Annotated in this window: 15 protein-coding genes; 5 read left to right on the top strand and 10 right to left on the bottom strand. The window is 75.2% G+C overall.

Features of this window, described 5'->3' with window-relative positions:
- The first annotated feature begins 71 nt into the window (after window positions 1-71).
- The 5 genes from cofC to PP1_RS23225 all read left to right on the top strand — a co-directional run bounded on the left by cofC (window position 72) and on the right by PP1_RS23225 (window position 6,396).
- Complete coding sequence (gene cofC, locus PP1_RS23245; RefSeq protein WP_075314619.1) at window positions 72-821, top strand: 2-phospho-L-lactate guanylyltransferase; 750 nt, start codon at window positions 72-74, stop codon at window positions 819-821.
- 193 nt (window positions 822-1,014) lie between these two features.
- The gene (locus tag PP1_RS23240; protein ID WP_010236423.1) at window positions 1,015-3,273 is read left to right on the top strand and encodes an RNA degradosome polyphosphate kinase; all 2,259 of its coding nucleotides are present in this window, start codon (window positions 1,015-1,017) and stop codon (window positions 3,271-3,273) included.
- Window positions 3,273-4,220, top strand: coding sequence for an NUDIX hydrolase (locus PP1_RS23235; protein WP_010236425.1), 948 nt, complete (start codon window positions 3,273-3,275; stop codon window positions 4,218-4,220). Before PP1_RS23240 ends, PP1_RS23235 begins: the two co-directional genes overlap by 1 nt.
- Before the next feature lie 77 nt (window positions 4,221-4,297).
- Window positions 4,298-5,377: a glycosyltransferase gene (locus tag PP1_RS23230; protein ID WP_249266039.1), complete on the top strand. Its 1,080-nt coding sequence runs from the start codon at window positions 4,298-4,300 to the stop codon at window positions 5,375-5,377.
- Entirely contained in the window at window positions 5,374-6,396 is a 1,023-nt protein-coding gene (locus PP1_RS23225) for a glycoside hydrolase family 26 protein (protein WP_075314625.1), read from the top strand. The genes PP1_RS23230 and PP1_RS23225 overlap by 4 nt, the downstream gene beginning before the upstream one ends.
- Before the next feature lie 28 nt (window positions 6,397-6,424).
- Here PP1_RS23225 and PP1_RS23220 read toward each other — a convergent pair whose 3' ends face one another.
- From PP1_RS23220 to leuC, 10 genes are all read right to left on the bottom strand, one after another.
- Window positions 6,425-7,618 (bottom strand): GNAT family N-acetyltransferase, encoded by a 1,194-nt coding sequence (locus tag PP1_RS23220; RefSeq protein WP_075314627.1) that lies wholly within the window; start codon window positions 7,616-7,618, stop codon window positions 6,425-6,427.
- 33 nt (window positions 7,619-7,651) lie between these two features.
- The gene (locus PP1_RS23215) at window positions 7,652-8,917 is read right to left on the bottom strand and encodes a cytochrome P450 (RefSeq protein WP_170918915.1); all 1,266 of its coding nucleotides are present in this window, start codon (window positions 8,915-8,917) and stop codon (window positions 7,652-7,654) included.
- A gap of 5 nt (window positions 8,918-8,922) precedes the next feature.
- The gene (locus PP1_RS23210) at window positions 8,923-9,711 is read right to left on the bottom strand and encodes a Wzz/FepE/Etk N-terminal domain-containing protein (RefSeq protein WP_060721872.1); all 789 of its coding nucleotides are present in this window, start codon (window positions 9,709-9,711) and stop codon (window positions 8,923-8,925) included.
- Entirely contained in the window at window positions 9,708-10,841 is a 1,134-nt protein-coding gene (locus PP1_RS23205; protein WP_075297078.1) for a glycosyltransferase, read from the bottom strand. Before PP1_RS23205 ends, PP1_RS23210 begins: the two co-directional genes overlap by 4 nt.
- On the bottom strand, window positions 10,838-11,533 hold the full coding sequence (locus tag PP1_RS23200) for a polysaccharide deacetylase family protein (RefSeq protein ID WP_010241896.1): 696 nt from the start codon (window positions 11,531-11,533) through the stop codon (window positions 10,838-10,840). The genes PP1_RS23205 and PP1_RS23200 overlap by 4 nt, the downstream gene beginning before the upstream one ends.
- The gene (locus PP1_RS23195; protein WP_075314629.1) at window positions 11,533-14,670 is read right to left on the bottom strand and encodes a lipid II flippase MurJ; all 3,138 of its coding nucleotides are present in this window, start codon (window positions 14,668-14,670) and stop codon (window positions 11,533-11,535) included. The genes PP1_RS23200 and PP1_RS23195 overlap by 1 nt, the downstream gene beginning before the upstream one ends.
- 19 nt (window positions 14,671-14,689) lie before the next feature.
- Window positions 14,690-16,066 (bottom strand): sugar transferase, encoded by a 1,377-nt coding sequence (locus PP1_RS23190; RefSeq protein WP_010230440.1) that lies wholly within the window; start codon window positions 16,064-16,066, stop codon window positions 14,690-14,692.
- 714 nt (window positions 16,067-16,780) lie between these two features.
- Window positions 16,781-17,848, bottom strand: a complete 1,068-nt coding sequence (locus tag PP1_RS23185) for an HU family DNA-binding protein (RefSeq protein ID WP_075314631.1) — start codon at window positions 17,846-17,848, stop codon at window positions 16,781-16,783.
- 141 nt (window positions 17,849-17,989) lie between these two features.
- The gene (gene leuD / locus PP1_RS23180; protein ID WP_010227224.1) at window positions 17,990-18,580 is read right to left on the bottom strand and encodes a 3-isopropylmalate dehydratase small subunit; all 591 of its coding nucleotides are present in this window, start codon (window positions 18,578-18,580) and stop codon (window positions 17,990-17,992) included.
- A gap of 14 nt (window positions 18,581-18,594) precedes the next feature.
- Window positions 18,595-20,022: a 3-isopropylmalate dehydratase large subunit gene (gene leuC / locus PP1_RS23175; RefSeq protein ID WP_010227216.1), complete on the bottom strand. Its 1,428-nt coding sequence runs from the start codon at window positions 20,020-20,022 to the stop codon at window positions 18,595-18,597.
- Between the last annotated feature and the right edge of the window lie 83 nt (window positions 20,023-20,105).

Genomic DNA, 20,105 nt, shown 5'->3' with positions numbered 1-20,105 from the left:
AGTCTCCCCACATCGGGCGGCCCGGGTAAACCCACCCCCGGAACGGGTCCGGGTGGTGCGACGATGGGCCGGTGACCCTGCGGGTGGACCTGGTCGTCCCGGTGAAGCCGCTGCCGAAGGCCAAGACCCGGCTGCGCGGCGCCGCGGACGGCGGTGTCGGCGACCTCGACGCGCACCTGCGGCTCGCGCTCGCGCTGGCCCGCGACACCGTGCGGGCCGCCGTGTCGGCCGCAGCCGTGCGGGAGGTCCTCGTCATCTCCTCCGACCCGGCCGTCGCGGTGGAGGTCGGCGCGCTCGGGGTCGAGGTCGTCACCGACCCGGGCCGCGGGCTCAACGGCGCGCTGCGGCACGGCGCGGCCCTGCTCCGGTCCCGCGACGACGGGGCCGCGATCGGTGCGCTGCAGGCCGACCTTCCAGCGCTGCGGCCCGCCGAGCTCGACGACGCCGTCACCGCCGCCGCGGCCCTGTACGCAGACGGTGCACGGCGGGTGTTCCAGCCCGACGAGCCCGGCACCGGCACCACCCTGCTGCTGGCCGCCCCCGGCGTGCGTCTCGACCCGCACTTCGGCGGCGCCTCGGCGACGGCGCACCGGGCGTCGGGGGCGGTGGTCCTGCCGGGCGACCGGCCCGGCCTGCGCCGCGACGTCGACACCGCCGCCGACCTGGACGCGGCGGTCGCCCTGGGCGTGGGCTCCTGGACGCGTGCGGTGCTCGGTCACCGGAGGCGCACGCCCGGCGGCGGCCCCGCCACCAGGGCCGGGACGGCGCCGGAACCACCCGGCCGTCACCCGGACGGGCCGCTCCCCTGCCCGAAGGTGTGACGCATCCGTCGGCCACGCCACCTGGAATTCATCTTCGTCGTCCGGTGTGTGGTTGGCCGCCACGACGACGGTACGAAACAATCGCCGGGTGAGTGACGACTCGGCAGCCCCGACCGGACGGAACGGCGCCTCCTCCTCGGGTGCCCGGCCCCGCCCCGGGGGCCGGCGCGCTCCACGCCCGGCCTCGCGCCGGGTGCACACCACCGCGCGCACCGTCGCCGAGCAGAAGGCGCCCGGTCCCGAGATCCCGGTCCAGCAGGTCCAGGCCACGCCACCCGGGCCGCCGGCCCCGCCGACACCGGTCCCGGGCCAGGGAGCATCGCTGATCGCGCCCCCCGCCGGCGCGACCGCACCGGCGCTGCCCGATCCCCTGCCCGAGGACCGGTACCTCAACCGCGAGCTGTCGTGGCTGGACTTCAACGCCCGGGTGCTCGCGCTCGCCGAGGACTCCAGCCAGCCCCTGCTGGAGCGCGCCAAGTTCCTCGCGATCTTCGCGTCGAACCTCGACGAGTTCTACATGGTCCGGGTCGCCGGGCTGAAGCGCCGCGACGAGACCGGGTTGTCGGTGCGCAGCGCCGACGGGCTCACCCCGCGCCAGCAGCTCGCCCGGATCGCCGAGCGCAGCCGCGCGCTGTCCCGGGCGCACGCCGAGGTCTTCATGGACGAGCTGCGCCCCGAGCTGGACTCGGCGGGCGTGCACATCCGGGCCTGGGACGACCTGACCGACGCGGAGCGGCTGCGCCTGTCGGACTACTTCTCCGAGTCGGTGTTCCCGGTCCTCACCCCGCTCGCGGTGGACCCGGCGCACCCGTTCCCCTACATCTCCGGGCTGTCGCTCAACCTGGCGGTGACCGTCCGCGACCCCGAGGGCCGCACCGAGCGGTTCGCCCGCGTGAAGGTGCCGAACAACGTGCCCCGCCTGGTCACGGTCGACCCGCCGGACACCGACACCCGCGCCGGGAACCGGCAGGTCACCTTCCTGCCGATCGAGGACCTCATCTCCGCGCACCTCGGGGACCTGTTCACCGGCATGGAGGTCACCGAGGTCCACCCGTTCCGGGTCACGCGCAACGCGGACCTGGAGGTCGAGGAGGACCGCGACGAGGACCTGCTGCAGGCTCTCGAACGCGAGCTGGCGCGCCGCCGGTTCGGGCCGCCGGTGCGGCTCGAGGTGCTCGACACGATGTCCGAGCACGTGCTGGAGCTCCTGCTGCGCGAGCTCGACGTCGACCCGAACGACGTCGTCACCGTCCCCGGGCTGCTGGACCTCACCGGGCTGTGGCAGGTGCACGGGGTGAACCGCCCCGACCTGAAGGACGAGCCGTTCCGCCCGGCCACCCACCCGGCGTTCGCCGAGCGGGAGACCCCGCGCAGCGTGTTCGCGACCCTCCGCGACGGCGACGTGCTGGTGCACCACCCCTACGACTCGTTCTCGACGTCGGTGCAGCGGTTCATCGAGCAGGCCGCCGCCGACCCGAACGTGCTCGCGATCAAGCAGACGCTGTACCGGACCTCCGGCGACTCCCCGATCGTCAACGCGCTGATCGACGCCGCCGAGGCCGGCAAGCAGGTCGTCGCGCTGGTGGAGATCAAGGCCCGGTTCGACGAGCAGGCCAACATCCGCTGGGCCCGCCAGCTGGAGAAGGCCGGCGTGCACGTCGTCTACGGGCTCGTGGGCCTCAAGACGCACTGCAAGACGTGCCTGGTCGTGCGCCAGGAGGGCTCGGAGATCCGCCGCTACTGCCACATCGGCACCGGCAACTACAACCCGAAGACGGCGCGGCTCTACGAGGACGTCGGCGTGCTCACCGCCGACCCGACGATCGGCGCCGACCTCACCGACCTGTTCAACTCGCTCACCGGCTACTCGCGCCAGACCTCGTACCGGAGCCTGCTCGTCGCCCCCTACGGCATCCGCCGCGGCATCGTCCGCCGGATCGACGACGAGATCGAGGCGCACCGCTCCGGGGAGACCGCGCGGGTCCAGATCAAGGCGAACTCGCTGGTCGACGAGGCGATCATCGACGCGTGCTACCGGGCGTCGCAGGCCGGGGTGCCGGTCGACATCGTGGTGCGCGGCATCTGCGCGATCGTCCCCGGGCGGCCGGGGCTGAGCGAGAACATCACCGTCCGCTCGATCCTCGGCCCGTTCCTGGAGCACTCCCGGGTGCTGCACTTCGAGGCCGCCGACGAGTACTGGATCGGCTCGGCGGACATGATGCACCGCAACCTCGACCGGCGGGTCGAGGTGATGCTGCGGGTGGCCGACCCGAAGCTCGCCGACCAGCTCGGCGCGATGTTCGACTCGTGCCTCGATCCCGCCACCCGCTGCTGGACGCTGGGGCCGGACGGGTCCTGGTCACCGTCGCCGGCGGCCGGGTCGGACAACGTCCGGGTCCGGGACCACCAGATCGAGATGATGAACTCGCGGCGCGGGTCGGACGAGGACTGATGGGGCTGTACGGCGCCCTGTACACCGGTGGGGCCGAGGCAGATCCGGCCGGGCTCACCGACGTCGTCGCGGCCGGGACGGTGCCCTACCGGCTGGCCGCGGACGGCTCGCTGGAGTTCGCGCTCGTCCACCGCCCCCGCTACGACGACTGGTCCCTGCCCAAGGGCCACCAGGACCCGGGCGAGGCACTGACGCTGACCGCGCTGCGCGAGACCGCCGAGGAGGCGCACCTCGGGTGCCGGCTCGGCGGGCGGCTCGGGCACACGACGTACACGGTGCCGGGGAAGGGCCGCAAGGTCGTGCACTACTGGGCGGCCGAGGTGGTCGACGACCAGGGGTTCACCGCCACCGACGAGACCGACGAGCTGCGCTGGGCCGGGGCGGCCGAGGCGTCCGGGCTCGTCGAGCACGAGCACGACCGGACACTGATCGCCCGCCTCTCCGACGCCGGGGTGCCGACGTCGACGGTGCTGTTCGTGCGGCACGCGAAGGCGGGCAGCCGCTCGGCCTGGGAGGGGGACGACGACCTCCGCCCGCTCTCGGGGACCGGCCACACCCAGGCGGACCGGCTGGCGTCGTTCCTGCCCCGGTTCGGTGCGGACCGGGCCTACACGGCGCCGCCGCTGCGCTGCGGGGAGACCATCGCGCCGCTGGTGGAGCGGAGCGGGCTCGGCGAGCCGGGCGTCGAGCCGCTGCTCGGCGAGCACGACTACTGGACGGACCCGCCGGCCGGGCTGGCCCGCTTCCGCGAACTCGCGGCACTGCCGGGGGTGACGCTTCTCAGCAGCCAGGGCGGGGTGATCCCGGACGTCGTCGAGCAGCTGCTGGACGGTTCGGGCGCCGGGCACGGCGACGTGCCGTCGCACAAGGCGAGCACCTGGGTCCTCGGCTTCGGCACCGGTGGGGCGCTCCTGTTCGCGGACTACTACCGCCGCCCGCCGGGCTGAGAGCGCTAGGCTCGGTCCTCCGGTAGAGCGCGTCGCCTGCACACCGGGGAGGGGGACGGCCCGTGCGGGTCCTCCACGTGAGCCAGCCCGTCGACGCGGGCGTCGCCGCGGTCGTCGCCCAGCTGTGCGTCAGCCAGCGTGAGCAGGGCTGGGAGCCCCGGGTGGCCTGCCCGGACGGTCCGCTCGCCGCGCGGATGACCGGGGCGGGGATCGCCGTGGGCACGTGGTGCGCCGGGCGCTCCCCCGGCCCGGCGACGCTCGCGGAGACCCGCGCGCTGGCCGGGCTGATCCGGGCACACGATCCCGACGTGGTGCACCTGCACAGCTCCAAGGCCGGGCTGGCCGGACGGCTCGCGCTGCGCGGCCGCCGTCCGACGCTGTTCCAGCCGCACGCCTGGTCGTTCGCGGCGGTCAACGGGACGGCCGGTTCCGCCGCCCGCCGCTGGGAGCGTTTCGGGGCCCGGTGGACCCACCGGCTGCTGTGCGTCAGCGACGACGAGCTCGCGGCCGGGCGCGCCGCCGGCGTCGCCGGCCCGGCGGTGACGGTGCCGAACGGCGTCGACACCGACCGGTTCCGGCCGTCGTCGCGGGCGGCCGCGCGGGCGGCGCTCGGCCTGCCCGCCGACGCCCGGATCGTGCTGTGCCTCGGGCGCACCGCCGAGCAGAAGGGCCAGGACCTGCTGCTGCACGCCTGGCCGTCGGTGCGGTCCCGGCACCCGGACGCGCGCCTGGTGCTCGTCGGGGACGGTCCCCGCCGGGCGGCGTGGCAGTCCGGCTGCAGCGACCCGACGGTGCTGTGGCGCGACACCGCGGGCGATCCCGCGCCCTGGTACGCGGCCGCCGACGTCGTCGCGCTGCCGTCGCGCTGGGAGGGCATGCCGCTGGTCGCGCTCGAGGCGATGTCCGCGGGACGGCCGGTCGTCGGGTTCGACGTCGCGGGGCTGCGGGAGGCCGTCGGCCCGGACGCCGGCGAGGTCGTCGCACCGGGCGACGTCGGCGCGCTCGCCGCCGCGCTCGGGCACCGGCTGGGCCCGGACGGGCGCGCGGCCCGGGAGGGCGACGCCGGACGGGCCCGGGTGCTGGAACGGTTCGACGTCCGCGTCATGACGGCCGCGGTCGCCGCGCTGACGACCGAGGTCTGTGAGGAGGGCCGATGAGCCTGGGTCACCGGAGGGCGTGGTCCGCCGTCCTGCTCGCCGGGGTGCTGGTGCTCGCCGGGTGCACCGCGGCCCCGGAGCCGCCACCGGCGCCGGTGGTCCCGCCGCCCCCGGTCGGCGGCGGCCCGCCGGCCCCCGGTTCCGACGGGCTCCCCCGGCAGGCGTTCGGCGCCTTCCTCGGCTCCGACTCCTCCGGGGTGGAGGCGATCGGCGGATTCGAGCAGTTCCTCGGCCGCCCCACGACGGTCGGGCACACCTACCTGCCCGGCGAGACCTGGGAGGGGATCGAGGGCCCGGAGCAGATCCTCGGGCCGTGGTCGCGCTGGAAGGCCGAGCACCCCGGCGACCTGTTCGTGCTCAACGTGCCGATGGCCGCCCCCAACGAGGCCGAGGTCGGCGACGCCGAGGTCGCTGAGCTGCTGCGCCGCGGCGCGGCGGGCGAGTACGACCGGCACTACGCCGAGCTCGCCCGCCGGCTCGTCGACCGCGGTCTGCAGGACGCGGTGCTGCTGCCGGGCTGGGAGATGAACGGCGACACCTACACCCACCGCTGCGAACCCGACCCGGAGGCGTGGAAGCAGTACTACCGGCGCGTCGTCGACGTGCTGCGGGCGCAGCCCGGGCAGCGGTTCCGCTTCGACTTCACCCCGAGCCGGGGCGTCGACGCGATCTCGTGGCCGCAGTGCTACCCGGGCGACGACGTCGTCGACATCATCGGGATGGACACCTACGACCAGCCGCCCGGCGCGAGCTGGGAGGAGTACGTCGGCCAGCAGGACGGGCTCGGCGACCAGGCACGGTTCGCCGCCGAGCACGGCAAGCCGGTGTCGTTCCCGGAGTGGGGGCTGTTCCGCTACGGCGACAACGCGCAGTACGTCCGGGACCTGCACGCCTGGATGGCGTCCCAGGACACCGTCTACAGCACCCTGACCGACTACTGCCCGCACGGGGTGTACCGGTGCACGCAGAACCCGCAGGCGGCCGACGCAGTGCGGGAGCTGTTCGGCACCACCCGCTGAGGCCGCACCCGCCGGGGCCGCGCGGCACTCAGCGGGCCGCGGACCGGCCCCGCAGGAGCAGCCGCGGGTTGCGGGCGGTGCGGCGGGCCGCCGCGACGGCCGCGCGCACCGCGGGCAGCCGCTCGCGCACCACGTCCCGCCCGCGCGCCGCCGCCCGCACGACGACGGCGTAGCCGAGCCCGCGCGGGTCCCCCGGCCGGACGAGCAGCAGCCGGTCGTTGCGCGCCGGCTCCGCCCGCCAGCCCGATTTGTACTCCTCCCGGCCCCGCAGCAGGCCGAACCGCGCGGCACCGCGGTCCACGGCCTCCCGCAACGCCGTGCGGGTGAGCATGGTGGTCACGTTGACCCGGCCGTACAGCCCGGGATCGGCGCCGTAGAGGTAGCCGCCGACCTGCTCTGCGTCGATCAGCAGCAGGCTGGAGGCGACCAGCTCGCCGCCGGCGCGGTACTCGTGCAGGGCCGCCCGCCCGCCGTCCGCCATCGCGGTCACGGAGCGGGTGAGGTGCCCGGCGAACCGGGGCCGCCCGTGCTCGGGGGTCATCCCGCCCCGCGCGCGCCACTGCCTGCGGTGCAGCTCCAGCAGCCGGCCGACGGCCGCGGGCAGCTCGTCGACCGGCACCCGCCGCTCCGTCACCCCGGCCGTGTCCACCCGGCGCAGGGCGCGGCGCACGTCGGCCCGCATCGACGACGACAGCGACCCGACCAGGTCCTCGATCGGCGCGGCGGGCAGCGACGAGCACACCGACGCGGGGGTGCTCAGGCAGCGGCCCGGCCAGCCCCCGGCGAGCTCGCGGGCGTGCCCGCCGGCGGCGACCTCGGGCAGGTCGAGCACCGACCAGCCGGGCTCGGCGAGCAGGGCCGCGCGCAGCGCCGCCGCCGCGCCCGGGACGGCCGGATCGACGAGCACGTCCGACCAGTCCGAGATCCCGGCACCGACCGGGACCAGGACCGGCACCCCCGCCCGCACCGTGCGGGTCAGTGCCGCCCCGGCCACCGCGCGGCCGTCGCGCCGGACGACGACCAGCCGCAGCGCACCGGGCCTGCCGTAGGACCGCCACCAGGACTCCAGCCACTCCACGCTCTGGAAGACCCCGGCCGCCGGGCACCGCCGGTGCAACGCGTCCCACTCGGCGCCCAGCGCGGCGAACGCGCCGTCGTCGCGGCGGACGACCCGGTCGAACCCCGGCGTGTGGGTGGCTCTCGTGGACGGGCTGCTCGTCATCGGTGCTCCCGGAGGTCGGTGGGGTGGGGACGGTCAGCGGTCGACCGTGAAGGGCAGCCGCCGGATCCGGTGGTCGAAGCTGGACGGCACGGTCTCCGCCGGGCCCGTGGTGCGGATGCCGGGCGCCCGTTCGAGGAGCTCCCGGAACAGCGTCCGCAGCTCGCGGCGCGCGAGGTGGGCGCCGAGGCAGTAGTGCGGCCCGGTGCCGCCGAAGGCGAGGTGCGGGTTCGGCCGGCGGGTGATGTCGAAGCGGTCCGGGTCGGTGAAGACGGCCTCGTCGCGGTTCGCCGACGCGTAGAACAGCACCACCCGGGCACCGGCCGGGAGCGGCGTCCCGCCCAGCTCGGTGTCGCCCGCGACGTTCCGCCGGAACTGCACGATCGGGGTGGAGACCCGCAGGATCTCCTCGACCGCGCCGTCGAGGTGCCGGTCGAGGTCGGACAGCAGCAGCGCGCGCTGGTCGGGGTGCTCCGACAGCAGCCGCACCCCGTGCGCGACGGCGTTGCGGGTCGTCTCGATCCCGGCCACCAGCAGCAGCGAGAAGAACGCCCCGAGCCGGCGCCCGTCGAGCCGGTCACCGCCCACCTCGGCGGAGACCAGGTCGGAGACGAGGTCACCGGCGGGCCGGGCGCGACGGTCCCGCCCGATCCGGCGCACCAGCAGGTGCAGCCGCACCAGGGCGGCGAGGTTGCGGCCGGGGACCCGCAGCCGCCTGCGCCCGGCGCCCTCGACGCCGATGAGCTCGGTGGAGCCGTCGACCTGCGCGAGGACCCACCCGCGGCGTTCCGGTGGGATCCCCATCATCTCGCAGATCACGTGGGTGGGGACCGGAGCCGCGATCGTGGACACGACGTCCCCGGAGCCGCGGGCCAGCACGTCGTCGACGACGGTCCGGGCCACCCGGGAGATCGACTCCTCGATGAGCGCGACCCGCCGGGGGGTGAAGGCCCGCTGGACGATCCGGCGCAGCTCGGTGTGCCGGTCCCCGTCGAGGTTGACCATGGAGTCGCCGAACACCGCACGCACCCAGGCGGGCGGCGGCGGGGTCGTCACGCTCGGCTCGCTGGCGAACAGCTGCGGCGACGTGCTCGCCGTCATCACGTCGGCGTGCCGGACGACCGCGTAGAACCCCTCGTCGCGGCCGTGGCCGGGCACGAAGCGCGGTCCGCCCGCGGCGCGGAGCCGGGCGAACGCGTCCGCCCGCTCCTGTTCGGGCAGCGCCCAGAACGCCGGGTCGGCGACGTCGTCGGCCGGTCGGCCGCGCAGCGGGGACGAGGGCCCCGCATCCGTGTGCCGCACCTCCGTCACCGCCGGGGGGTGGGCGAGGGGGCCGCCCCGTTGCGTTCCGCCCGCTCCGGGGTGGGGACGGGGCGGGTCGTGTCGCCCGTGTCCGCGACGGGACCGGGCGCCGGGCCGAGGACCGGGCCGAGTGCCTGGCCGGGTGCCGGGCCGAGTGCCGGACCGGGCGCCGGTTCCGGGGGCCACGGCGGGTCGTTGCGGCGCTGCCACGGGACGCCCGGGCCGCCGTCGCGACGCCGGGTGGCGGGGCCGCCGAGCAGCAGCAGGCCGCCGAGCAGGAACCCGGCGGCCCCGCCGACCGCGACATCGACGGTCAGGTCGGGCGAGATCTGCTGGTCCGGCGGCACCCCCGGGCTCAGGACGAGCAGCCGGACCCCGGTGTCGCCGAGGCGTGTCCCCGCGGTGTCGACGATCGCCGCCGCGGCCGCGTTCACCATGTCCGCCGCCGCCACCGGGGTGGCCCCGGTGCCGGTGATCTCGATCATCGGGCTCTCCGGCGACGTGGAGGAGGCCAGCGAGTTCCGGGCCTCCTCGACGGTCGTCCCCGCGGCCTCGGCGGCGGAGGTCAGGATGCCCTGCTGGTCGATCAGCCGGCCGTACGCCTGCCCGAAGCTGACGTCGCGGCGGTCCCCGCCGGGCTGCAGCTCGGTCGCCACGACCAGCGCGGACGACCGGTACGTCGGTGGCGTCAGGTACGTGTAGAGCAGCCCGGCACCGGCGCCGAGCAGGACGAGCAGCACGACCAGCAGCCAGCGCGCGGCCAGCCGGTCGAGGTTCCGTCGGAAAGCGATCATCGGTTGCTCCTCGTTCCGCGTCCGGTCCGGACGCCGTGCCCGCGGCCCCCGCCGCGGACGAGTTCGTCGTAGAGGTCGTCGATCGTGCGGGCCGCCACGGCCGGGTCGAACCGGTCCAGCCCGGGCGGCGGCCGCCGCGCCCACGGCCCCCGCAGCAGCGCCGCGCGCAGCGCCGCGGTGAGCTCGTCGGTGCCCGGTCCGACGTGCACCGCGCCGGGCACGGGCGGGCCGCCCTCCAGCGCGGGGCACCGCACGTACACCGCCGGGAGGCCGGAGGCGAGGGCCTCCAGCACGGCCATGCCGAAGGTCTCCTCGGCCGACGGGGAGGCGAAGGCGTCCATCGCGCACAGCAGCGGAGCCGGCTCCGCCACCTCGCCGGGCAGGTGCACCCGGTGCGCGATCCCGAGGTGGGCGGCCCGGCGGAGCAGGCGGTCGCGTTCCGGCCCGGCACCGGCGACGACGACGTGCGCCCCGGGCAGGTGGGCGACGGCGTCGAGCAGCACCTCGAACCGCTTCCCCGGCACCAGCCGTCCGACCCCGCCGACGAGCGGCACGTCCGGCGGCACGCCCAGCCGGTCCCGTACCCGGCGCCGGGCGGCCGGGTCGAAGACGAACGTCTGCCGGTCGATCCCCAGCGGGACGACGACGGTGCGGTCCGCCCGCGTCCATCCGTCCGCGAGCAGGTCGGCGACCGGCCGGGACACCGCGACGGTGCGGTCGGTGCAGGCCGCACCGACCCGGTAGAGCAGCCGCACCCCGGGACGCGTGGTGGGCCGGCCCTCGATCCGGGTCCGGTTCAGCGAGTGCTCGGTGCTGACCACCGTGCGGACCCCGGCGAGCCGGGCGGCGAGCGCGCCGTAGAGCTGGGCCCGGAACAGGTGCGTGTGGACGACGTCCGGCCGCCGCGCCCGGATCCGGCCGACCAGGCCCACCGCGGCGAGCACGTCCCGGTTGCCGCGCATCCCGGCGCAGGACACCCGCACGCCCGTCCGGCACAGGGCCTCGGCGAGCACCCCCGGCTCGGACAGGGCCAGCACCTCGTTGTCGTGGCGGCTGTTCCCGACCAGCGTCCGGAGCCACTGCTCCGCCCCGCCCGCGTTCAGCCCGGTGATCACGTGCAGCACCCTCATGACGACACCGCCACCCGTCCGGCGTGCCGGAGCCGCTTGGCGAGCAGCCGCGGCCCGGTGTCGCGCTGCCCCGCGTAGCTGCGGGGCAGCGCGTGGATCCCGGCCGCGGCCGACCCGCGCGGGTCGACCGCGCAGGCGTAGCGGTACCCGGCCCGGCGGACCGCCTCGACCTCGCGTCCGCCCAGCTCGCCGTAGGGGTAGGCGAACCCGTCGACCGGACGGCCGAGGACCAGCGACAACCGGTTCCGGCTCGTCCGGACCTCGTCGGCGAGCTCGTCGGGCTCCAGGAGCGGCAGGTGCCGGTGCCGCAGCCCGTGCGAGCCGACCTCCATGCCGGCGTCCTCGACCGCGCGCAGCCCGGCGACGTCGAGCAACGGTCTCCGGTCACCGTCGGGGTCCCACTCGTTGTCCCGGCCGAACAGGCCGGCCAGCGCGAACACGGTGGCGGTGCAGCCGTGCGCCTGCAGCACCGGGACCGCCTCGGTGAGGAAGTCGGCGTAGCCGTCGTCGAAGGTCAGCCCGACGGCCCGGCCGCCGCTCGCCGCGAGGTCCCGGATGGACCGTCCCCGCAGGCCCTGCGCACGCAGCGCCGCGAGCTGCGCGTCGAGCCGTTCCGGGGTGACGGTGAGCCGGTGCGGGTCGTCGCCGATCCGGCCGACGGAGTGGTACATGAGGATGAACGGGCGGCGCATCAGGTCCTCCTCGCCGGCCGGCGCCGGCGGACGGCGTGCACGAGCAGCGGGACGGACCCGGCGGCCGCGAGCACGACCACCCCGCCCACCGCCGCCTGGACGACGACGGGCAGCCCGGCCAGCGGACCGGAGACCAGGTATCCGGCGCCCGCCGCGGCCGCCGCGGCGGGCAGCCCGACGGCGGCGAGCCGCTCGTAGCCCGCCTGCCCCGGCGCCACCGGCAGCCTGCGGCCGGACCCGGCGACCAGCAGCAGCGCGGTCAGCGAGATGCCGGCGGCGTTCGCGCCGGCGATCCCGGCCGCGCCGAACGGCCCGACCAGCAGGAACGTCGTACCGACGGTCGCCACCAGTCCGGCCCCCATCGCGACCGCCGGGAACCAGACCCGGCCGTCGAACGTGTAGTACGGCCGCACGAGCAGGTTCACCAGCGCCTGCCCGAGCAGCCCGAGGACGTAGACCCGCAGGATCGCGACGGTCGCCGCGGTGTCCGCGGCGGTGAACGCGCCCCGCTCGAACAGCGTCCCGACCACCGCCGGGCCGAAGATCCACAGGTAGACGGCGACGACCATCGCGACCGTGCCGATGACCAGGACGTCGACCTCCATCCGGCGCCGGGCGTCGTCCCGCCGGCCGGCGGCCACGCTGCGCGCGAAGATCGGGAAGGTGACGGCGGCCGCCATGAAGGACAACGTGATCGGGATCTGGGCGACCTTCTGCGCGTAGTTCAGGTGCGAGATCGTGCCCTCGGCGAGCCCCGAACCGGCGAAGCGTTCGACGAACGTCTGCGCCTGCCGGGACAGCGTGTAGGCGACGACGGGCAGCACCGCGGCGAAGGTGAACAGCGTCGTGCGCCTGTGCAGCGAGAACGCCCGCATGCGGGGCAGCACCCGGCGGGCCGACGGCAGCTGCACCAGCACCATCAGTGCGGCACCGACCGAGATCCCGAGCGCCGCGCCGACCACCCCGAGGGACTCGCGGGTGAGCAGGACGGTGCCGACGATCCCGGCGTTGTAGGCCAGGTAGATGGCGGCAGGCGCCGCGAACCGGTGGTGCGTCCGCAGTGCCGCCGCGAGGTAGCCGGCCGCGCCGAGCAGCGGGATCGTGATCGCGACGACGCGCATGCAGAGCACCGCCAGCGCCGGGTCGGTCAGCCCCGGGGCGAGGACGGCGATCAGCCACGGCGCCCCCAGCCCGGTCACCGCCCCGAGCAGCGTGAGCGCCACGAGGACCACGGGCAGGGTGCTCTCGATCAGCTCGGCGACCGGGTCGGACATGCTCGGCACGCCCAGCAGGCGGGTGGTCCGGCGGCGCTCCTCGGCCGCCACCAGGGCCCGGCCGAACGCCGGGACCAGCACGAACGCCATCGCTCCCTCGATCAGCAGGGGCGCGAGGGTCTCCGGGACGGTCCAGGCGACCAGGAACGCGTCGGTCTCGCCGGTGGCGCCGAAGAAGGCGGCGACGAGGAGGTCGCGGACGAGCCCCAGGAGCGATCCGGCCGCGGCCAGGGCCGCCGAGAGCGCGGCGGCCCGCGCGACCGCGCGCCCGGAGTCGGGGTCCGGGGTGTCCGGGTTCTCCGGGCGCGGGGTTCCGGTCCGGGGTGGCACCGCCCCCGGCGGGCGGGGCGCGGGAACGGCGGGCCCGGGCGGCGCGGGCCGCGCCCCGGGCACCCGGCCGTCGACCACCGCGGCGGCGACCGTTCCCGGCTCGGCCCTCCTCGGCCGGACCGCGCGCACCCGGGCCGTCCGCTCCGCGTCGGTCGGGGCCGGCGCCGTCCACCGGCCGAACACCCACCATCCCGCCAGCCCGATCACCGTCGAGGTGAGCAGGCTCGACGGGCCGCCGAGATCGCCGTAGGTGAACTGGACCGCCTGCCAGAGCATCAGCCCGGCCGTCGCCGCACCGATCCCCCGCACCGGTGCCGGGCACCGCCGGAGCACCACGACGGCGCCGACCGTCAGAACCAGCACCAGCGCGGCGAACGCACCGGCCCCCAGGATCCCCTGCTCGGACAGGACGAGCAGGTACTGGTTGTGCGGGGACAGCAGTGCCTGCCGGGCGAACCCGGACCCGGCCCCCTCGATGTCGCTGCCCGAGCTCAGACCGATCGGCGCGTGCCCGTCCCGGAACAGCGGGAAGGCCTTGATCCCGACCCCGGTCCACGGGTGGTCCCGCCAGATCGACAGCGCCGTCTCCCACAGGTCGTACCGGTCGGTGACCGACGAGTCCGGCGTCCCGACCGCACCGGTGATCGAGTCGAGCCGCTCGGCCAGCACCGCCGAGCCGATCCCGAAGCCGCCGACGAGCACCGTGGCCCAGGCCGGCGCGACGGCCAGCGACACCAGGAGCACCCGCCGCCCGGCCAGCGCCAGGACCAGCAGCACCGCGATCCCGGTGGCGATCCAGCTGCCGCGGCTCAGCGAGAGCCCCAGCGGCACCAGCAGGACGACCGACAACGCGATCCAGCAGGCCCGCTCCCGGCCCCGCGTCGTCGTCGCGAACGCCACGCAGGCCACCAGGCCGGTGCCGACCACCGCCGACATCGCGATGACGTCGCTCGCACCGAAGGTGCCCACCGCGCGGATCGGCGCCCCGCCGAACGACGCGCCGTCACCGGTGGCGACCTGCCACAGCCCGGACGCACCCTGCAGCGCCGCGATCCCGATCAGCGCCCCGACGACGAGCCGCGCGTCGCGGACGGACCGGATCGACACGACGACGGCGAGCGGCACCAGCACGAACAGCTGGAGGTAGCGGACGAGCCCGACCAGGCTGCCCGTCGGGTCGTACGCGGTGAGCGTGGCGAGCGCCCCGCCCAGCAGCACACCCCCGAACAGCAGCACCAGTGGACGGGCGAGCGGCGGACCGGAGCGGACGTACGCCGTCGCGGCCACGCCCACGAGGACGACCGAGGCGAGGTCGCCGGGGCCGAAGGCGGATCCGCCGGCGTCGATCCGGAGCGGCACGCACAGCAACACCAGCATCGCCGCCACCAGGGGGGCGGGCCGGTGCACGGCCGACGACCAGCCGGTGGCGAGCGCGGCGAGCGGGACGAGCGCGGCGCGGACCGGCCGCGATCCGGCCACCGTGGACGCCGGGGCGTGCTCCGGGACGCCGGTCGGCCGATCCAGGACCGGCATCCTCTCTCCCACCGGCGCTCTACCGGCCCCGGGCCAGGAGGACCTGGGCGAAGGTCCGCAACACGATCTTCAGGTCCAGCCAGAGCGTCCAGTTCTCGATGTAGTGGTTGTCGTAGCGGGCCCGGTCGGCGATCGAGGTGTCCCCGCGCAGCCCGTTGACCTGCGCGAGCCCGGTCAGACCGGCCTGCACGCGGTGCCGGTGGCCGTACCGGTCGAAGTCGGCGGTGAACCGGTCCACGAAGAACGGACGCTCCGGACGGGGCCCGACCAGCGACATGTCCCCGCGCAGGATGTTCCACAACTGGGGCAGCTCGTCGATCGAGGTCCGGCGGAGGAACCGGCCGACCGGTCCCACCCGGTCGTCGTGCGAGACCGACCACGTCTGGCCGGAGTCCTGGGCGTCGCGCGGGGTCAGGGTGCGGATCTTCAGGCAGTCGAACACCCGTCCGTCCCGGCCGACGCGCTCCTGATGGAAGATCACCCCCGGCCCGCCCTCCAGCCGGGTGGCCAGCGCGGCGAGCGCGACGACCGGGGAGAGCACGACCAGCGCGGCCCCCGACAGCACGAGGTCGAAGATCCGCTTCACGAGCCGGGACGGCCCCCGCAGCGACGGCGTCAGGATCCGCATCACCGGGATCGACCCGATCCGGTCCGACGAACCCTGGGTCTGGAAGTGGTGCAACCGCGGGACGACGAGCAGGTCGCACGCCGCGCAGGCCGGTGCCCGGACGGCGTCGAGCACCTCCCGCTCGGAGAACGCCCCGTCGGCGACGATCAGCACGTCGGCCCCGGTCCGCCGGACGGTGGCGTCGAGATCGGTGACCTTGCCCCAGCACGGCACGTCGGGCGGGTCGGGCTGGGACGGGCCGTCGTCGACGTACCCGACGACCTCCAGCGCGTAGCCCGGGTCGTCCCGGGTGATGTCGGCGAGCCCCGCGGCGAGCGGTCCGCCGCCGATGAGGATCCCCCGGTGCCGGCTGATCCGGTTCCGGCGGGACCAGGCGATCAGGGCGGTCGTGAGCGCACGCCCGAGGACGACCAGCGCGGTGACGAGCGCGGCGTTGGTCAGGAACACGACCGCGGACTGCTGCTCGTGCCGGGCGGCGATGACGGCGGCCACGATCCCGGTCGCGATCAGCATCCGGCCGACGATCGAGGGCAGCTCGTCGAGGACACCCAGCTGGAGCCGGGCCCGGTAGCGGCGGGCCCCGGTCAGCAGGAGGACGCCGAGCACCGCGTGCACGACGACGGCCTTCCACTGGTCGGGGTTCCAGAGGACCGGGGTCAGCAGCAGGAGGCCGTCGAGGGACGGGACGACCATCCAGGCCCGCACGCCGGGCAGCCATCGCGGGACCTGGTCCCGGATCTCCCCGACCGTCACGGCGTTCCCGATCATTACCCACCTCCGACGCGCGCCGGCCCCACGAGTGCCCCCACCCACGGAAATTGACCCGGATACCGATTCCCCGGTTCGCACCGGCGCGGTACACGTCGATTCGCCCGGCACGACGCCGGTGTTAGCGAAGGCGGCGGTCCAGTACCCCAGAATTGTGTATGCGACCCGATTCTGAGCCCGAACGACGGAGTCGGACTGGTACGTCCGGCGCACTGGCCCGACGTTGCCGGGACGATCCTCGCATCCCGAGGACCAGGGCCTGTATGACAGAGGGAGGAGACGCTCTACGGCGCGTGGACCAGCGACGACACAGGCTGCACGATGTGCATGATCCGTTCGGAACGGTGGATCACGCGGATCCGGAATCGAACCCTCCGTCGCGAACCAGACATTTCGTGGCGGGTTCCGGATCTTTCCGCGTACATGTCACCCGGCACCGGACCACGACGATTCGCCTTCGGACAGACCGGCCGACGAACAATTCGATCAAGGAATGAGCGCAGGGGTACAGCTGTCGGCGAGAGCACCGCCGGCCGGGTGCGCGGGCCCGGATCCGCCACCGCCCTCCGGCGTCGACGTCGGCCCGGCCGAACCCGCCGCCCCGGGGCGGGGGCCGCCCGATCTCGTCCCGCGGCGCGGCCCCGATGACCGGCGCCGGGGTCGCCGACGGCGCCCGCGGGACGTCGCCGCCGCGCGGGCCGGGCCCGGGACGCGCTACTTCTTCGCGGCTCCCGCGCTCCGGCGGGTCGCGGGCCTGCCCGCCGCGTCGCCGGCACCCGGCGCGCTCGTGTCCGGCGGGACGGTCTTCCTGGTGGCGGTGGTCCGGGTGCTGCGCCCGCCCGACGCGCTCTTCGCGTCAGCACCCTTCGCGCCGGCACCCTTCGCGGCGGCACCCTTCGCGGCGGCACCCTTCGCGGCGCGACCCGTGGACGCCCCCGTGCTCCCCGCACCCTTCGCGCTCGTGCCCTTCGCGGGAGCGCTCGTCGAGGCCGCGCTCGTGGGAGCCGCGCCGTCCGCCGATGCGCCCTTCGCCGCCGCACCCTTCGCAGCGGTGCTCTTCGCGGTCGTGCCGGTCTTCGCCGCCGTGCCGCTCTTCGCGGCTGGGCTCTTCGCGGCCGTGCTCTTCGCGGCTGTGCCGGTCTTCGCCGTGCTCTTCGCAGCCGTCCCGGTCTTCGCCGCCGTACTCTTCGCGGCCGTGCCGGTCTTCGCAGCCGTGCCGGTCTTCGCCGCAGTGCCCCCAGCGGCGGCACCCTTCGCAGCGGCACCCTTCGCCGAGCCCTTCGCCGTCGCACCCTTCGCCGCGCTCCCGGCGGCGTTGCTCCGGGCCGGCGTCCGCTTCGCCCCGGATCCCCGTGCGGGGGCGGACCTCGTCCGCGCCCCCGACGACGCGGACCCGGTGGCCGGTGCGCTCGCCGACGCGTCGGCCGAGGCCCCCGTGGCCCCGTCCGAGGCGGCGCGTTCGCGCGGGGCACGACGCGGCGCGCTCGTCGCGCCCGCCGCGGCGGCCTCGCTGTCCGCGACCCGTTCCTTGAACGCGGCCCCCGGACGGAACGACGGCACCACCGTCTCGGCGACCGGGACCGTCTCCCCGGTCCGCGGGTTGCGCGCGGTCCGCGGCGCCCGTCGCCGGGGCTCGAACACCCCGAACCCCGTCAGGGTGACCGTGCCACCGGCGCCGACGGTGTCCACGATGACGTCGACCATCGCGTCCACGGCCTCGGCCGCCGCGCGACGGTCACCGAGCCGGGTGGTCAGCGCATCGACGAGCTGAGCCTTGTTCATGGTCACGAACGGTAGGGCTCCGCCCCTGCCCCGCACCAGATCCCGCCGGGAGTCCAGCTCGCATACCCTCCGTCGGAACAGGTCCATGTGAGTGACCGCCGCCACACCCGGGGGTGCGGACGGCGGCCACCCGCTGCGACCTCAGGCCGTCGTGCGCGGCATCCGCTCCGGGCGGGTTCCCTCGAACGCGGTGATCGCGTCCTCGTGGCGCAGGGTGAGCCCGATGTCGTCGAGTCCCTCCCGCAGCCGCCACCGCGCGTAGTCGTCGATGTCGAAGGTGACGGTCAGGTCGCCGACCTGGATCGTCTTCTCCCCCAGGTCGACCGTGACCTCGGTGCCGGGCTCGTTCTCGAGCTTCTTCCAGATCAGCTCGACGTCGGGCTGCTCGACCTGCGCGGCGACCAGGCCGGCCTTGGCCGAGTTGCCGCGGAAGATGTCGGCGAACCGCGCCGAGACCACGACCCGGAAGCCGTAGTCCATCAGCGCCCAGACGGCGTGCTCCCGCGACGACCCGGTGCCGAAGTCCGGGCCGGCGACCAGCACGGACCCACGGTCGTACGGCTCGTTGTTGAGCACGAACGACGGGTCCTGCCGCCACGCCGAGAACAGCCCGTCCTCGAAGCCGGTCCGCGTGACCCGCTTCAGGTACACGGCCGGGATGATCTGGTCGGTGTCCACGTTGGACCAGCGCAGCGGCACGCCGATCCCGGTGTGGGTCTCGAACTTGTCCATCTGTCGCGGTCCTCTCAGTCCAGGTCTTCGGGCGAGCTCAGGGTGCCGCGGACGGCGGTCGCGGCGGCCACCAGCGGCGACACCAGGTGGGTCCGCCCGCCCTTGCCCTGCCGGCCCTCGAAGTTGCGGTTCGACGTGGACGCGCACCGCTCACCCGGGGCGAGCTGGTCCGGGTTCATGCCCAGGCACATCGAGCACCCCGCGGAGCGCCACTCGGCACCGGCCGTCGTGAAGATCGCGTCCAGGCCCTCCTCCTCGGCCTGGAACCGCACCCGCATCGACCCCGGGACGACGAGCATCCGGACGCCCTTCGCGATCGTCCGCCCGTCCAGGATCTGCGCGACCGAGCGGAGGTCCTCGATCCGGCCGTTGGTGCAGGAGCCGACGAAGACGGCGTCGACGCTCACGTCGCGCAGCGGGGTGCCGCCGGTCAGGCCCATGTAGGACAGGGCCTTCTCGACCGACGCACGCTCGCCCTCGTCGGTGATCCGCTCCGGGTCCGGCACCGAGTCGCCCAGCGGCAGCCCCTGCCCGGGGTTGGTACCCCAGGTGACGAACGGGGTCAGGTCGTCGGCGTCGATGTCGACGACGCGGTCGAACTCGGCACCGTCGTCGGTGCGCAGGGACCGCCAGTCCTCCACTGCGGCGTCCCAGTCCGCACCGGACGGCGCGTGGTCGCGGCCCTCGAGGTAGGCGAACGTCGTCGCGTCGGGAGCGATCATGCCCGCCCGCGCGCCCGCCTCGATCGACATGTTGCACACCGTCATCCGGGCTTCCATCGAGAGGTTCTCGATCACGTTGCCGCGGTACTCCAGCACGTGCCCCTGGCCGCCGCCGGTGCCGATCTTCGCGATGACGGCGAGGATGACGTCCTTGCTGGTCACGCCCGGGCGCAGGGTGCCGTCGGAGGAGTTGACGTTGATCGCCATCGTCCGGAACGGCTTCAGCGGCAGCGTCTGGGTCGCCATGACGTGCTCGACCTCGGAGGTGCCGATGCCGAACGCCATCGCACCGAACGCGCCGTGCGTGGAGGTGTGCGAGTCCCCGCAGACGACGGTCGTGCCCGGCTGGGTCAGCCCGAGCTGCGGCCCGACGACGTGCACGATCCCCTGCTCGGGGTCGTTCATCGGGTACAACCGGACGCCGAACTCGTCGCAGTTGCGGCGCAGGGTGTCCACCTGGGTGCGGGACACCTCGTCGGCGATCGGGGAGAGGACGTCGAGGGTGGGTACGTTGTGGTCCTCGGTGGCGATGGTGAGGTCCGGGCGGCGGACCTTCCGGCCGGCGAGCCGGAGCCCGTCGAACGCCTGCGGGCTGGTGACCTCGTGCACCAGGTGCAGGTCGATGTAGAGCAGGTCGGGCTCGTCGCCCTCGCCCTTGCGGACGAGGTGCCGGTCCCAGACCTTCTCGGCCAGCGTGCGCGGCTTCGCGTCGGTGCTCACGCCGCCTCCCTCTCGTCGATCTCTCGTGTGGTGGTCCGCGACACCGTCCAGTTCGGTGGACTTCCCAGATCGTGGGAAGCTAG

The sequence above is a fragment of the Pseudonocardia sp. P1 genome, from assembly GCF_000178675.2.
Lineage (GTDB): Bacteria > Actinomycetota > Actinomycetes > Mycobacteriales > Pseudonocardiaceae > Pseudonocardia.
The sequence above is the reverse complement of the archived record's forward strand: the minus strand, read 5'-3'. Positions and strand labels throughout refer to the sequence as shown.